Origin of the sequence: Geitlerinema sp. PCC 9228, assembly GCF_001870905.1 — a bacterium.
GTDB lineage: Bacteria > Cyanobacteriota > Cyanobacteriia > Cyanobacteriales > PCC-9228 > PCC-9228.
Genome location: NZ_LNDC01000021.1, coordinates 21,184 through 36,642, shown reverse-complemented (window position 1 = coordinate 36,642; position 15,459 = coordinate 21,184). Strand labels below are relative to the sequence as shown.

13 protein-coding genes and 1 tRNA gene are annotated in these 15,459 nt (G+C 48.7%); 6 read left to right on the top strand and 8 right to left on the bottom strand.

Annotation, left to right across the window (positions count from 1 at the left end; translation table 11 throughout):
* The first annotated feature begins 319 nt into the window (after positions 1-319).
* Positions 320-844 (top strand): hypothetical protein, encoded by a 525-nt coding sequence (locus AS151_RS01700; protein WP_071515343.1) that lies wholly within the window; start codon positions 320-322, stop codon positions 842-844.
* A gap of 22 nt (positions 845-866) precedes the next feature.
* On the opposite strand, the gene AS151_RS01695 is transcribed toward AS151_RS01700, so the two are convergent.
* The 4 genes from AS151_RS01695 to AS151_RS01680 form a co-directional block, all read right to left on the bottom strand.
* Positions 867-3,269: a VIT domain-containing protein gene (locus tag AS151_RS01695; RefSeq protein ID WP_071515342.1), complete on the bottom strand. Its 2,403-nt coding sequence runs from the start codon at positions 3,267-3,269 to the stop codon at positions 867-869.
* Between the two features lie 128 nt (positions 3,270-3,397).
* Positions 3,398-4,219, bottom strand: a complete 822-nt coding sequence (gene trxA, locus AS151_RS01690) for a thioredoxin (RefSeq protein WP_071515341.1) — start codon at positions 4,217-4,219, stop codon at positions 3,398-3,400.
* A gap of 93 nt (positions 4,220-4,312) precedes the next feature.
* Positions 4,313-5,080 (bottom strand): cobyrinic acid a,c-diamide synthase, encoded by a 768-nt coding sequence (locus tag AS151_RS01685; protein WP_071515340.1) that lies wholly within the window; start codon positions 5,078-5,080, stop codon positions 4,313-4,315.
* Between the two features lie 159 nt (positions 5,081-5,239).
* Positions 5,240-5,311 (bottom strand) — tRNA-Gly (locus AS151_RS01680).
* Between the two features lie 422 nt (positions 5,312-5,733).
* Between AS151_RS01680 and AS151_RS01675 the strand changes: the two genes are divergently transcribed.
* Positions 5,734-6,855: an AI-2E family transporter gene (locus AS151_RS01675; RefSeq protein ID WP_170861277.1), complete on the top strand. Its 1,122-nt coding sequence runs from the start codon at positions 5,734-5,736 to the stop codon at positions 6,853-6,855.
* 112 nt (positions 6,856-6,967) lie between these two features.
* Positions 6,968-7,729: a lecithin retinol acyltransferase family protein gene (locus AS151_RS01670; protein WP_071515338.1), complete on the top strand. Its 762-nt coding sequence runs from the start codon at positions 6,968-6,970 to the stop codon at positions 7,727-7,729.
* A gap of 146 nt (positions 7,730-7,875) precedes the next feature.
* Here the strand turns inward: AS151_RS01670 and AS151_RS01665 are convergent, their stop codons facing one another.
* Positions 7,876-9,621, bottom strand: coding sequence for an NYN domain-containing protein (locus AS151_RS01665; RefSeq protein ID WP_071515337.1), 1,746 nt, complete (start codon positions 9,619-9,621; stop codon positions 7,876-7,878).
* 154 nt (positions 9,622-9,775) lie between these two features.
* On the opposite strand from AS151_RS01665, the gene AS151_RS01660 reads away from it, so the two are divergent.
* On the top strand, positions 9,776-11,302 hold the full coding sequence (locus tag AS151_RS01660; RefSeq protein WP_071515336.1) for a UbiD family decarboxylase: 1,527 nt from the start codon (positions 9,776-9,778) through the stop codon (positions 11,300-11,302).
* A gap of 182 nt (positions 11,303-11,484) precedes the next feature.
* Here the strand turns inward: AS151_RS01660 and AS151_RS01655 are convergent, their stop codons facing one another.
* Positions 11,485-11,793, bottom strand: a complete 309-nt coding sequence (locus AS151_RS01655; protein ID WP_071515335.1) for a DUF6439 family protein — start codon at positions 11,791-11,793, stop codon at positions 11,485-11,487.
* Between the two features lie 73 nt (positions 11,794-11,866).
* Between AS151_RS01655 and AS151_RS01650 the strand changes: the two genes are divergently transcribed.
* Positions 11,867-12,274: a hypothetical protein gene (locus AS151_RS01650; protein ID WP_071515334.1), complete on the top strand. Its 408-nt coding sequence runs from the start codon at positions 11,867-11,869 to the stop codon at positions 12,272-12,274.
* Positions 12,275-12,668: 394 nt separating this feature from the next.
* Positions 12,669-14,768 carry a cation:proton antiporter gene (locus AS151_RS01645; RefSeq protein WP_071515346.1) on the top strand — a complete coding sequence of 700 codons (2,100 nt, stop codon included), beginning with the start codon at positions 12,669-12,671 and terminating at the stop codon, positions 14,766-14,768.
* 1 nt (position 14,769) lies between these two features.
* Here the strand turns inward: AS151_RS01645 and AS151_RS21845 are convergent, their stop codons facing one another.
* Both AS151_RS21845 and AS151_RS01640 read right to left on the bottom strand, forming a co-directional pair.
* Complete coding sequence (locus AS151_RS21845; protein ID WP_170861276.1) at positions 14,770-14,925, bottom strand: hypothetical protein; 156 nt, start codon at positions 14,923-14,925, stop codon at positions 14,770-14,772.
* Positions 14,922-15,455 carry a hypothetical protein gene (locus AS151_RS01640; RefSeq protein WP_071515333.1) on the bottom strand — a complete coding sequence of 178 codons (534 nt, stop codon included), beginning with the start codon at positions 15,453-15,455 and terminating at the stop codon, positions 14,922-14,924. The genes AS151_RS21845 and AS151_RS01640 overlap by 4 nt, the downstream gene beginning before the upstream one ends.
* Positions 15,456-15,459 lie beyond the last annotated feature (4 nt).

The window sequence follows — 15,459 nt, the reverse complement described above, 5'->3', positions numbered from 1 at the left end:
GCCAATGTAAAGGCGGTTGTTGGTGGAGGTGACCCACTCACAGAACCGTTCCCACAGATTCGCGTTTTGGCGTTGCTGTAGGGTAGTGGTCATAATTACCTATAATTGCTGAACAACTATTCAATTATCGAGGTTCTAAAAAAAACCGGCATTTGCGTGCGCGGCTTATTCTTTATAATAATCACTTTGTTGGTTTTTGTAAACCCCTTTTAAGGAAAATTCCGCAAAATGTTGCAAAACGTTGTATTGGGGGCGGGTCACTTGCCAAGGTTTTGTCCAACAGCTACATTGCATAAAGTGGAAGTTAAGCGATCGCGCGATGGCCAGGGAGAACCACCTAGAACAAGCCAAACAGCAATACCAAGCCGGGCGCGCCGCCTTTGAACGCGGTCAATACCGGCAATCCATCAAACATTTAGAAACCGCCCGCCAGTACGTCCAGTCCCCATCCAGCCTAGGCGGTTCCATCCAAATTTGGTTGGTTACCGCTTACGAAGCCCTTGGAGAGCGGGACAAAGCTCTGAAACTGTGCAAGCAACTGGTGCGCCACCCAGACATGGACACCCGCAAACAAGCCCGCGGTTTGGTGGATATTTTAGAAGCCCCCCGACTGAAAAAACGTCCGGAGTGGCTGGTGCAAATTCCCGACATGCAAAACTTAGAAGACAGCAACGCCAAAATGCAGCCAGCCGCCTCCACAGTTAAAAAAGCTGCTCCCAAAAAGAAAAAGCCCACATCTGCTCCACCCGTCGATTGGTCCCAAGTCAACACCAAAGACAACGGATTTGTGTGGATCGCCCTAGCAGCCATTTTGCTGGCGATCGCCGCTTATAGCATATTTTAGTTTATTCGTCAATAAACTTTTGTTAAGAATTCCCCTGAATTTGTAACTTCACGCGAACCTTTCCAGAAACCTCCGCCGGCGGCGACCAGCGTTGCAGCCGTTGCTGAATTTGTTGGAACAGCGACCGAGAAACCACCGTAGATTCAGTATCATCTAACAACACATTTTGCACGCGATTGTCGCGGACAGTAAAAACCAAAACCATTTCCCCGCGAACTCCCTCGCCAACCGAAACACTTCGCAAAAGTCGGTTGAGGCGTTCCTTAGCAGCAGCATCCAATTCTGGGGCTTCCAAAACCGCGATCGTATTTGCTGGTTGGGAGTCTGCCGTCACATCGCCAGTTGGACGTATCATTTGCCGGCGGGATTCCAAAGCAGGCGCTGCCGAAGTAGCCGCTTCCGACAATTGCCGATTGCCAGCGCCTCTTCCCCGGAAATTCGCAACATTCTCCGGTGAAGCCGGTCCAAACACCCCTTCGTAACTCACCCCTTCCGGCATTTCCACCGGAACTTCTACCCGCTGCAACTCGCCATCCTCGACGCGTACTTCTTCGCTCACCGCCACAAACGCCGTATACTTAGAAAGCAAGCGATAGGCAAGCGCCGTCTCCGTAACCGCTTCTACCCCAGACGTGGTTTCCATCCCGTACATTTGGCTTTGCAACTCCTTAATTTTGGCGCGACCCCATAGTTGCGCGATCGCATCATTGCCGCCATCGGTGGGGAAATTCACCGGTAAAACCCGGCGATATTGGTTCCCCTGGGCATCCTCTCCGGTAATCACCAACTTGCCATCGCGCGCGGTGGGATGCTTGCCATACAAAACCAACGGCTGCGAAGCAAACAAATCCGGTTCGGCGATCGGATAAATTTGGGCGCTGCCTTCTCCTTGCCAAGAAACCTGAATATCGGTTAAAACGGGATTGTTAATCTGTTGGAAAAACTTCTCCACCACGCGATCGCTGGATTCATCGTGGCGAATCACCTGCATGGTTCCCCTGCCAACCTCCGCCAAACGGTCGAGCAAAAATCGGTTGACAGAACTGCCCACACCAATACTGTAAAGGCGATTTCCCGCTGCCAGTCCCCGCTGTACGCGATCGAGAACATTCGTCTCGTTGCCAATATACCCATCCGTCAGCAACACAATATTGCGCACTCTGCCATCTTCTGGAGGGGGAAACGAAAGTACCTCATCAATGCCATTCAGCAGTTCCGTACCACCACCACCTTGCAGGCTATTGATATATGCCAAAGCGCGATCGCGATTCGATGCCGTATTCGCTAAGGGATAGGCAGCAAGTTTTTGTGTCGTATTGGCAAAATCAATCATCGTAAACGTATCTTCCGGATTTAACCCGCGTACAAACCGCCGCATCAACATTTTAGACTGTTGCAGAGGCGCGCCGGATTGGGAACCCGAGGTATCTACCAAAAACACCACATCTTTAGGAATAATGGCTTCCGGTTCGTAATCGACCGCTGGAATTAAATAGGCAACAAAATGACCGCCGCGGCTGTCGGCTTGGCTTAAAACCGTGGTTTGGGTTTGTTCGCTGGCCACCTGGTAGCGTAAAATAAAATCCCGATTGGGGATGCTTTCTTCCTCAGCAAGTTTGATTTTCACGGTATTTCCCTGGCGGCGGGTTTGGATGTCGTGGGAAGTGGAAACCAACTCGCCAATGGGAATGCCGGCGTCAATTTCTAAGTTTAGATCGATATCGTGACCGGAACGACGCTCCGGTTTGGTGACTGGTGGGGTAATGCGATCGCGATCGCCGACCGGATCGCTGTCAGAAATATATCGCGGACCCACCACCATGGGAAAGACAAATTTATACTGGCCGTTTTCAAAAGGCAAGCTCTCAGTGTAGCGGATGGTCACTTCGATGCTTTCTCCGGGTTTGATATTGGCGATGGATTGGGTAAAAATATTGGCCCGTTCCTGTTCTAACAACCCCGTGGTCCGACCTTGCTGTTTGGCTTGTTCGTAGATTTCTCTGGCAATTTCCCGTTTTTTGATGTCCCCGCGAATGATGCGATCGCCGATTTGAATCTCCATGTCACTGACGGCTGCTGCGTCAGGGAGGGGAAAAACGTAAACCGCTTCGATGGGGTTGGCAAAGGAATTTTCAAACTGTTGGGTCACTTCCACCCGAGAAACGTGACCGGATATTTGGGCGTTGACCTCCGTATGTTTGAGGGGAACGGCGCGTTGCCCTTCGTTGGTGTTTACGTACAAGCCGCTGGGGGGGCGATCGCTGCTTTCATTGGCTGCTGCAGAGGATGTTGGCGTCATTTTTGGGGTTCCGGTCGTGGTGTGGGGAGGGGGAGTAACCGTACGAACGGTGACTTGAGCGGCCTTCCCCAAAACCGCCATAAAAACCACCGCACTGGGAACGATAAAAAACCATTTTTTGCTCATACAAATACCAGTCTCCCTATAGATAGATTAGGTGGCCAGACTGGCTCTACCATGGCACAGTTCCTTCCCCAAGCGTGCGGTGGTTGCGGTTTTTGAAACCAAAAAATTTCCCGCAGGAGAACAGAAACTTAATACAAAACCGAGGTGAGGTGGCGGCGGTATTCTGCGGTCAGGGGATGTTCGTTGCCTAGTAGGTTGAAAATCGCGATCGCGGCTTTGCGTCCCCCATCATCTTTAAATTTCCGGTCTTTGGATACCACTTGCAGAAATTTGTCAAGTGCCTCTTGGTATTTTTCTGCCACTGCCAGACAGCAGGCTTGGGCATACAACTGTGCCACTTCGCTATCGCCGCTGTCATTTTGGCATTCTTCTTGAAAATGAATCAACGCTTTGATGCTACTAAAGGCATCGAGCAAATTACGATCGTCGCTAGAGGCCGAATCAATAATTTCTTTGGCTTGATTCAACTCGTTGGTTCGTACAAACAGTTTCGCTGCTTCTAGAGTTACTTGCGCGTTTTGGGGATATTTTTCTAGCAAATGGAGAAATTCGGTTTTGGCCTGTTCGACCTTACCAGCCTCTTCCTGTTGCTTCACCGCCGCGATCGCTTCGTCTATGGCAGATTTGATGTTACACTTTGCTAACAGCTCTCTCAATTGGGGTCTTTGTAAAACTCCCACAAACCCCTCAATCACCTCACCATCGCGGAAAATCTTCACATCGGGAATTCCCTGTACCTGGTAGGCTTGCGCCACCTGTTGGTTTTGATCCACATCCACCTTAGCGACCACGCAATCGTATTCGCTGGCAATTTCCTCCAGCAAAGGCGAGAGCATTTTGCAAGGACCGCACCAATCTGCATAAAAATCAACAATGACCGGCATTTCTTTGGACTTCGCCAAAACTTCTTCTTCAAAGTTGTGGTCGGCAACCGCAATCGAATATCCCATACTGAAACCTCCGCTGCTTGATAGACCAACGCCCATTATACCTTGAATAGGGGCCTCGGCCGTAGCAGGAACTTATCCCCCCACACGAAACGCCTAGGAAAAGATTCTTTCCGTTTCCGGTCGATAAATAAAATCCGCATCAAATTGCATCGAATTGGGATGGCGAATTAAAGAAAACCCAAAGTTGGTGACAGCTTCAGCAGTAAACGTAGCCATAACCAGTTCGATGAGTTTTCGTTCCTTGATTTTGGGAACTTTCACAAAATAATCCCGCTTGGCAAAGAAAATCTTTTCATCTTTGGGAACGATAATCCCGTTTACTTTATGGGTATGCTGAATGGGTTTGATGTAATTTTCCAAAAATTCTTCTTGATTTTTCTGGATAGAATAAAGACGCTCGTGCTGCAGCCAACTCATGCGAAACAGCATCTTAAAAACTTCAAACCCCAAAATATAGTTAAAAGCGTTGTTGCACTCTTGGGTACTGCTCAACAGGCGAATGGCAACCTTCAGATACAATTCCGGCTGGCGGTGTAAATCTTGGGCACAGTGGACGTAAAATTGGCGGATATAATCGCGCATCACCGATTCTTCCAAAGAAGTTTTAATTTGGAAGTATTGCAAGTAGCGCAACACTTTTTGTTTGGTATCGTAATCCGCCAAACTCCGGGAAACCAAGCCATCTGCCGTGTATTCGTCTAGAAATTCTGCTTGTTTATCGGGTGGTGAAGCGAGCAAAAGATGGCATAAAGACAGAACGTAACGCCTCTGTTCCCAGGGAAGATTTTCTGCCCATTTTTTTGCTTCTTTCGGTAATTTTTCCCAAAGCCGGTCGGATTGTCTTTCGCCGGGAAGTAGCATGGATCTCACTCAATCAGGACAAACCGCCACAAATACAGGTCAAGTTGGGCATTTGGATAAAAACCAAATCGTGGTGTTTGAGTATACGTACGTACCTGTTTTGGCTTACCTCCATCCTACGCTATCGAGCAAGCGATCGACTACCGGGGGGCCGAGAAAAGCGGGCGATGGGATTCGAACCCACGACGACCGGCTTGGGAAGCCGACATTCTACCGCTGAATTACGCCCGCAGGGAATGGCTGTTTTGAAGTGATACCAAATCCGATATACATCAACCCACAGAAATGTAGGGATAGCGCCCCTGTGCATACCCCCTACAAAAGGGACCCAGTCGGATTTGGTACTGCCATTCATTATAACCATTTTGCTCTTAATTTTTCAAAATTTTGGCGCTCAGGTGGGAAGCTAAATGGATGGGCAGATGGAAAAAGATTGATACGATTAATGCTTTTGAATTTCGGAGATGGTAGCCTGTCGGCTAGACAACTTGGGGCGCAAGCGTTTTCTGTCGGGTAGGGGTTGGCAAACACCTGCGGTTAGTTCGGAGTACGCTATTTGCCGGTTTGTTTCCGAGTACTCTGCACGATCGGGGATTTTCTTTTATCTTGGAGGGGATTGGCTATTTGTTGTTTTTCAATGACAAATGAGGTTTATGGAGTTGAACAATCGCATACCAGGCTGGCTTGTATTTTTACTAATTTTCCCCCTCATCGTGCTCAATGGTTGGGTGATGCTGGTCGTGATTGATTATTTTCAAACGTTGATTACCTCGTTTATTGCTGCGGCATTGTTGGCGTTTTTGTTGAACTATCCAGTACAACTGCTGGAAAAGTACGGGATTCGGCGAGGTTATGCGGTGTTGCTGGTCTTTTTGGTGGTGGTTTCGCTGTTGGTGACGGGCGCGATTTTAGGAATTCCGGTACTGGCAGGGGAGTTTAACAAGCTGGTCAACCGACTGCCAAGTTGGATCGAGTCAGCAAATCTCCAATTTCAAGCTGTTTTTAATTGGATCGATCTGAATACGAGCAGTTTCGAGACTGATGTTGAGGCTTGGAATACCGCGATCAAGTCGAAGTTGAAAAATGAGTTGCAGGCGTTTTTAATTGGTTTGCCCAATTTTGCCCTCGGGACGATTAATAATTTGTTCCAAATTGTTTTTATTGGTGTGCTTACGGTTTTCTTTGCCATCTTTGGACCGACGTTTCTCCACAATTTAACGCATGCTTTGTTTTCCAGCGAACGGGGCGATCGCATTTTGGACTTACTTGGTCAAAATTTCAACAGCTACGTGGTCAATCAGGTGACTTTGGCAAGTGCCATTGGTCTTTCTATGATTCCCATATTTTTGTTGCTCAACGTGCCTTTTGCGTTGCTGTTTAGTTTGGGAATTGGCCTTATGGGGTTGATTCCTTTTTGTGCTATTTTGAGTATTTTTGCGGTGAGTTTTCTGTTGGCGTTGAAAAGTTTTTGGCTGGGGATTAAAGTATTGGCGATCGCTTTGCTGGTGGACCAACTGATTGAGAATACGGTGACTCCCCGTTTGTTGGGCAGTTTGACCGGCTTAAACCCAATTGTAGTGTTGTTTTCCCTGATGGTGGGGGTGCAGGTAGCTGGGTATTTGGGGGTCTTGATTGCTGTTCCCGTCGCCGCTACCATCAAAAGTGCGATCGCGACCATGAAACCTTCCCCATCGCAAGTGGCGTCGCAACCCTCTCCCATTCTCTACCCAGCATCGGATAGTTGGAAATCGGGAAAATTGGAAAACGAAGCATAATCCCCCATGGCTGGTTCTTTTTTTGTAAAATTTCCTAGATGTGCCGCCAAATGCTTGGGAAAAAGCTATCCTAGAAAAGGAACCAAGCTAATGAATTGGATAGCTCGCACTTATGGCCCGAGGCGATCATATTTTTGTAGACCAACATCGGGGATTGTACGACCACCACGCGATCGATTGCGGGGATGGTACTGTTATCGAATATTCTCGCATCCATGGCGTTCGTCGTATGGATTTGGAGGAATTTCGCAAAGGCAACCCATTGTTTGTGAAAAAATACCGCGATAGCTATCCGCCGGATAGGGTGGTACAAAGAGCAGAAAGTCGCTTGGGGGAGAAAAAATATAATATTGTGAGCAACAATTGCGAACATTTCGTTACCTGGTGCAAAATCGGTCAACAGAATAGCGAGCAAATTCGTGATTTGGCGGCTTTGTTGGGTAGCGGTTTTGTTGGCGGCGTGGCTGGGGTTATGGGAGGTGCCGTTTTGGGTGGGGTGACGGGATTAAGCCTCATTGGGGTTTACGGTCTTTCCGATCTAATTCAGCGTGGTTTGAACACCGACGATCCAAAAACAGCTTTGGCGCTTTTCGAGCAAGCCTATGGCCATGCTGTTGTGGCGGAAAAGAAATTAAATGCTGAATATGAAGAAGCTTTACATCAAGTCGATACTTGGCAAGAAAAGGCGGCTTTGGCATTAAAAAAACACGAAGAAAGTTTAGCTCGTTCGGCATTGGAACACAAGCGAGATGCGACCGCCCGCGCTACTCGCCTCCACCACCAATTACAGCAGTTAAAACAAATTGGCCGTTCGCTCAAGCAAAAAATAGTGACGTTGCGATATTACTACCGTCAGCGCAAAATGAAACAATAGGGGACCATCGAGCTTGTTCTAATACCATTTTCCTAAAAGTTTGCAATAAATAATCGGGATAGTTCTGTTGGTAGGGGCGTTCCGATAAGCGTCCCTATCAGGAAAATTGGAGAATCCCAGAAAATCATTGTTTTTCAGAAATAGGATTATTTTAGGGAAATGAGATAGCTTTTGCCATATTTTTCAATCAAAAGACGATCGCAAGATTGCAGGTAGCGGGGGAGACTGGTAGGCAAATTGAGACCTTTGAGAATTTGAGAGAGGGGAAGCTGATATTGTTTGTTGAACGCGGCAGCGAGGGTACTCAGGTCAATTTTGGGAAACTGCGGTTGGCAACGGGTTTGGATGAGTTGGCGGCACAAATCCACCAATATACTTTCCAAAGCCGCGGGGGATTTGATATGATGGGTGGCTGCGATCGCTACGTAATACTCTTTGGTGCCCGAGTATAAAATAAAACTGGGACACTGGGCTAAAAATTTCTGCAAGCTACTAGCAACTCCCAATCGTAAAATCACTGTAGTGGGTTTTTCTCCATAGCGATCGCGAAATTCAATGCCTAATTTTCCAGGGGTAATGGGTTTGCCTGGTTGTTTTTTCTCCAAAGCATGCCAGCATCTTTGTAGTTTTTTCTCCAATTCCTGGGCTGAGGAAAGTGTTTCCTGGGAATGAGAAGGTTGGCTGGAAAGCGGGGAGGAAGGCGTTTGACCGTTTTGAGAAAAGGTTTCTCCGCCAGTTGGTTCAAAAAACGTTACGTAGGCATCTGGGTCGCCAACAGGCTGGTAAACTACCAAATAATGGGCGTATTTGGACAGTACTTGCAATAGATTTTCCTGGGGAAAATAGCGATTGCCCATCGCTTCCATAGATATCTTATACCGATGGGAAAATGTTTCCGCGATCGCAGTTAAAGCCACCCACTGCTGTTGTTTTTTCTCTTGCAGTTCCCGCACAATTTCCCCAATATTTTGTAAATATTTTTGCGGCGTATCGATATCGGGATGTTTTTCCCAGGATTTGCTGTGATGTTCTCCAGTTTTGCTATTGTAAACCGCGATGGTTTTTCCTTGTTTTTGTACCTGGTAAACCGTCAGACCGTGGGAGTTCAGGGTATTGGAAAGATGGGTTAACGCCCCATCGCAAGAGCAAACAAAAATTTCTTGGGCGTTGGGATATTGCAGAAAAATTGATGCACCCACCGAAGCCATTTTGACATCGGCACTGTCTTTCCCGGAAGGAACGTGAATTAACTGATACCCCTGTTTGTGCAATTCCACATCCTTTTTCCCCATCCCCTGCCAGTGGGCAAAAGCAATTTTCACGTGAATAGTATGCCGGCAAATTTCATTGAGAAACTGTTCTTCTTCCAGAGAAATTTGAAAATTTTCTGCATCCAAAAGCAACAGAGCAATATTGTCGGTTTTGGTAGTGCCGTTGGTGGATGGGGGAGAAGCTGTTTGGGTAGGGGTAAAGGGTGTCAGCGGTAGTTGCAAATGGGGGTACGTCGCGAGAACCTGTCGCAGTTCGGCAAGCAACCCAGCAAATTGGGGAGAAAGAAAAAAGCGGGGAATAAAGAAAAACTGGAAAATATCGAGAATGGTTGCAATGGCAGTGTCGGTATCTTGGGCGGGTTGGAGTTTCGTAGCGAGTTTTTCGGTAACCTTGGTGGCCATGCGATCGCTTTTCCAATCGTAGCAGCGGTATTTTTCCTTCAACCAGCGGGGATAGTAGCTGTGGATTTGGGCAATAGCATGGTACAGATACCGACTCAAATGCTGGTAGGGGGATAGCATTGCCTCGCTCTGGCTGTATCCACCATTGGGGAATTGGGAAGCAAAAGAAGAACCGGAATTGGCTGTCACTGCTGTGGGGGGCAAACCGTTTTCAGACATAGAAGGGGCCGTTCAAAAGCAGTTTAGGTGCGCCTACCAATTAGCATATCAGGAAACTTTCCCAATGGAACGACGCCATACCCAAATGCCAACGATGCCTGCAAAGCTATTTTAGCGCATAATGTAGAAAGGCAAAACTTTACGTATCTTAACTATGGCCAGAGATTTACGGGGATTTTTAAAACAATTAGAAGACAAAGGGCAGTTGCGGCGGATTTCTGCCCTCGTAGACCCAGATTTAGAAATTGCCGAAATTTCCGATCGCATGTTAAAAGGTGGCGGACCGGCATTGCTCTTTGAAAACGTGAAAGGGTCCAATCACCCAGTTGCCATTAACCTGTTGGGAACCGAAGAACGCATTTGCTGGGCAATGAACATGTCAGAACCCGCCGAGTTGGAGGAATTGGGGAAAAAGCTGGCGATGCTGCAACAACCCAAGCCTCCCAAAAAGATTTCCCAGGCGGTGGATTTTGGCAAAGTTCTGTTTGATGTTCTCAAAGCCAAACCAGGTCGCAATTTCTTCCCTCCCTGCCAGCAAGTGGTGGTGGAAGGAGACGAGTTGAATTTACACGATTTGCCCTTAATTCGCCCCTATCCCAACGATGCTGGCAAAATTATTACCCTGGGGCTGGTGATGACCAAAGATTGCGAAACGGGAACCCCGAATGTGGGCGTTTATCGCCTGCAACTGCAATCCCACAATACCATGACCGTTCATTGGCTGTCGGTTCGCGGCGGGGCGAGACACCTGCGAAAAGCAGCAGAAAACGGGCAAAAGCTGGAAATTGCCATTGCTTTAGGCATCGATCCGTTATTGGTGATGGCGGCGGCAACGCCGATTCCGGTGGATTTGTCGGAGTGGTTGTTTGCTGGATTGTACGGCGGTTCTGGGGTCAAGCTTGCCAAATGCAAAACCTTGGATTTGGAAGTACCTGCCGATGCTGAATTGATCCTAGAAGGAACCATTACCCCTGGCGAAACCATGCCCGACGGTCCTTTTGGCGACCACATGGGCTACTATGGCGGGGTGGAAGATGCCCCTTTGATTCGCTTCCACTGCATGACCCACCGTAAAGACCCGATTTATTTAACTACCTTTAGCGGTCGTCCTCCTAAAGAAGAAGCAATGCTCGCGATCGCACTCAATCGCATTTATACACCTATTTTACGGGAACAGGTATCGGAAATTGTAGACTTTTTCCTACCCATGGAATCCCTCAGCTACAAGGCGGCGATTATTTCCATTAAAAAAGCCTATCCAGGGCAAGCCCGTCGGGCAGCGTTGGCGTTTTGGAGTGCCCTGCCGCAGTTTACCTATACCAAATTTGTCATTGTGGTAGACCAAGATATTAACATTCGCGACCCCCGTCAGGTGGTTTGGGCGATATCTTCTAAAGTAGATCCCAGCCGCGATGTGTTTGTCTTGGAAAATACGCCCTTCGATAGTTTGGATTTTGCCAGCGAGAAAATTGGCTTGGGCGGCAGAATGGGCATCGATGCCACCACAAAAGTTCCCCCAGAAACAGAACACGAATGGGGGGAACCCACCGAATCCGACCCAGACGTAGCGGCGATGGTAGACCGGCGTTGGTCGGAATACGGCTTAGATGATGTCAATTTGCAAGAAATCGACCCCAGTTTGTTTGGCTACGATTTGCGTAGCTGGCAGTCGCGGCGGTGAGGTTTTGGTATCGGAGCATCGGGGCTTCGGGGCGTCGGGGCGTCGGAGCATCGGGGCGTCGGAGCATCGGGGCGTCGGAGAAAACAACCAATTATATCTCCCAAGCTCCCAAGCTCCCAAGCTCCCAAGCTCCCAAGCTCCCAAGCTCCCAAGCTCCCACGCTCGGTACGCTCCCATGCATTCTATTTTGCCCGATGATGACCGTGGGTAGGACACGGTGGGGCGGAAATGGAACCATCCAACCAGCCGGTGGCTTGCTGTAACCTTTCCAGGGCGGCTTCTGGTTGGTCTTTGAGCAGAAGCATCAAGGCAGTTGCGGCTTGTTCCTTAGCCCGGGCTTTGCGGTTGCCTTTGAGTTTGTGCCAGTCGCTGTTGGTAATGCTCAGGCGTTCTACCAAAGCCTGGGTTAGTTCTTCGGTACTGTAGGATTGTAAGGCGGCTGATGTGGGATTTTCTAGACGGTCGGTGGGCATTGGTGTAGATTGAGTCATAGGAATTGCCAAAAATATAGTTCGTCTGCTGTATTTAATTGTTTATTCTGACAGCTATTGCAGGAATTTTTCCATGACTTCTCCTTGCGAACCTCCTTCTCGCGAACCAGATAACCCATCCCATGGCGATGGCGATATTGAGGAACTCGATTTTCCCGAAGCGTTGTCGGCGGTGGAAGCACAGCTGCAGCGGTTACAAGAACGCTACTATCAGGTGCGGCAGGATAGCCAGCAACAGGTGGAGTTGCAGCAACGCCGGCAAGCGTTGAAAAGGGAATTGAAAGGCAATCTGGGCGATGCCGAAAAACAGGAGGTAAAAGCAGAGTTAAGACGCATCCAGTCGCAAATCGAAACGTTGCAGTTGCGGTTGGAAAGCGATTTGTTTGGCTGGCACAGTGTGAAAGAACCGTTTTGGCAAGTGGTGCGTTTTGGCGGATTGGGGGTTGTGTTGGGTTGGGTGTTGAAAGGATGTGCGGGGTGATGGAGTGTAGGTGGGGTGGGAAATTGAAGGCGATCGCTCTCTTTAGAAAGAAACATCAGAATTTATTATAGGAAGAAAAAAATCATTCAATTGTTTTTCGCGATACCAAAACAGCCAATCTTGCAGGTTATCAAGGTAAAATGCACGGGTAGTTTCGTGCTGTCTGGCAAGTACAAAATTTTTCGGAAAACGATTATATTAGAAATATTAGCAATAAAACGCCCAGTGGAAGCCCCCATACTCTGATGCTCTCATTTTGCGCAAGTACGGGGGCTTGTCCATACAATTGTGGGCAAATACGGCAGATTGTCCCGACCATTTGGGCAACCATGGGGGGGTTTTGTCCCTAGCAGGTTCCCATGCCCCGAATACGTCCTATTCTTGGAACGCTTTCATGGAACAAATTCTGAGTAACTTACCCAACAGCCCTGTCGTTTCTTTTACCATCCTACTGCTGGTTATTCTGATCGTACCCCCCATTTTTGAGCGGTTGCGGCTTCCGGGATTGGTGGGGTTGCTGCTGGCTGGCGTGGTTTTGGGTCAAGATGGCTTGCAGTTGCTGGATGCGAAATCGGAAACGACTAAACTCCTCTCGGATATTGGCAAAATTTATTTGATGTTTGTGGCGGGATTGGAAATTGACCTGGAGGAGTTCCGCAAGAAGAAAAACCGCTCTTTAGGCTTTGGTGCCGCTACGTTCTTGCTGCCTTTACTGGGTGGCATGCTGGTGGGGAAGTTGTTTGGTTTCAGCTGGAACGGTGCGGTTTTGATGGGGTCGTTGCTGGCTTCTCACACGTTGTTGGGCTATCCCATTGTGAAACGGCTAGGCGTGGCAGAAAGCGAACCAGTGGTGGTGACGATTGGGGCAACGATTTTTACGGATATTGCTGCTTTGCTGGTTTTGGCTATTTGCGTATCGGTGCACGCTGGTGAATTTTCTTTGATGTCGCTGGTGATACAGTTGGTGTCGTTGGGCATTTATGCGATTGTCGTTTTGTATGGATTGGACAAAGCGGGGAAATCGTATTTCCAGCGTACGGGAGATGATGAGGGAAATCAGTTTTTATTCGTGCTGCTGGCGGTATTTTTGGCTTCCATGGGGGCGGAACTGATTCATGTGGATAAAATTGTGGGGGCGTTTTTAGCAGGACTGGCGGTAAACGATGTGGTTGGCGACGGTCCGGTGAAGGAAAAGGTGGAGTTTGTGGGCAGTGTCCTGTTTATTCCTATCTTTTTTGTGTCTATGGGGCTGTTGCTGAATGTGTCGGCGTTTATTAGTACGTTGCAGAGTTCTCTGGCTTTGCCGGTGGCGGTGGTGACGTTGTTATTTGTCAGTAAGTTGGCAGCGTCGTTTTTGGCGAAGCTGGTCTATCGCTACAACTGGCAGGAGATGCTGACCATGTGGTCGCTGTCAATTCCCCAGGTGGCGGCAACCCTGGCGGCGGCGTTGGCGGCTTACGAAGCTGTTGCCCCCAATGGCGATCGCTTGATTAGTGCGGAAATGTTCAATAGTGTTATTGTACTGATGTTAGTGACTGCTCTGGCGGGTCCTGTGCTGACGGCAAGATTTGCGAGCAAGTTAGAGTTGCCGGTGCAGGGATTTGAAAAAGAAGACGGTACCATTTGGTGGGAGTCTCAAGAAGATGATGAAGCGATCGCCCTGGATAGCGAACCGGCCGGATTTTCGGTGGTGGTACCGGTGTGCAACCCGCTGACAGAGCGATTTTTGGTAGAAATGGGGGCATTGCTGGCACAGCATGAGGCGGGAACGGTGATTCCCCTATCGGTGGTGATGGCTCAGGTCCACATGGACGAACCTTTGTTGAATGCTTCCTTGCGACGCAGCCAGCAGTTGCTCGATCGCGCCGTGCATGTGAGTCGGGAGTTTCAGGTACCGGCTTCTGGGGAAATTCGCATTGACGATGATGTGGCCCATGGGATCAGCCGTACGGCCAGGGAAACCAATGCCAGTCTGATTTTGATGGGATGGAGCGAAACCACAGGCTTACGGGCACGCTTGTTTGGTACGGTGGTGGATAGCGTTTTCTGGTCGGCTCATTGTCCGGTGGCGATGGTACGGTTGTTGGACGACCCGGTGAATATCCATCGGATTTTGGTACCGGTGAAGAATTTAACGCCGCAAGCGATACGTGCGGTGCGATTTGCCCAGTTGTTTGCCGACAGTAACCAGGCGGAAGTTATTTTGTTACACGTGTGCGATCGCCGCACACCAGAAGAACAGATTGATGCTTTTGAGAAAGAGATGTCCCATGCTTTTTCACAAGTGTCCTTTAGCGGTACCACCAGCATCAAGACCATTCCTGGGGATGAGGCAGCACCAGTGATTTTAGAAGTGGCGAAATCGGTGGATATGGTGGTTCTGCGATCGGTACGCCGGCGTACGGCTGGTGGGTTGTCGGTGAGCGACGTTACCACGCAAGTCATTAAGGAGTTAACCTGTTCGTTGGTCTTATTTGGAGAACCCCATAGTTAAGCTAGTTAAGCACAAAATTTTCTTGTAGGGGCAAGCCCCTATGCTTGCCCTTATTGGTCAAGGTGGCAAAAAGCGATCGCTCGATTTCAAAAGAGTCTAACAAAACCCACAAAATATCGTTCTCCTGACCAGAAAACAGGGGTCGGTACCAAATCATAAAGCAATACCACACAGGCTACCGACCAACTTGGCGACTTCTTGCGTCGGTTTTGCCAGCGTCTGTACGCCTTGCAATCCTTCCTGTAGGGTTTTCACTGTTTTCTCAATCAAACTGGTATCCGGTTGCGACTTTTGCACCTCCTGTTCCAGCTTCTCCGCCTGTTGCTGTGCCGCATCTTTCAGCAAAGGATTCAAATCGGGGGTTTCGTTGATGTTTCGTTTCAACTGCTGCAAAGCTTGCACCAGTTCTTGAGTCTCCCCAGAAGATGTGGTTTGCTGAAAATTGGGGGAAACATCCACATTGCCACCGGAGTTTTGCACTGGCGAGAAGTTCATAGCATTGTTGCCGCCACCGTCAAAGCTGACACCACTGACGGTATTGGACTGGTTTTGACCGGCATTGTCGCTAGAAGAACTGCTATCTTCCAATAATTTCTTGAGTTCCTCCAGCAACTGCGATTTTTCCGCTGCCGACATGGAGGGAACAATCGGCTTCAGCATGTTTAAAACGGTTTCTACTTGAGACATAATC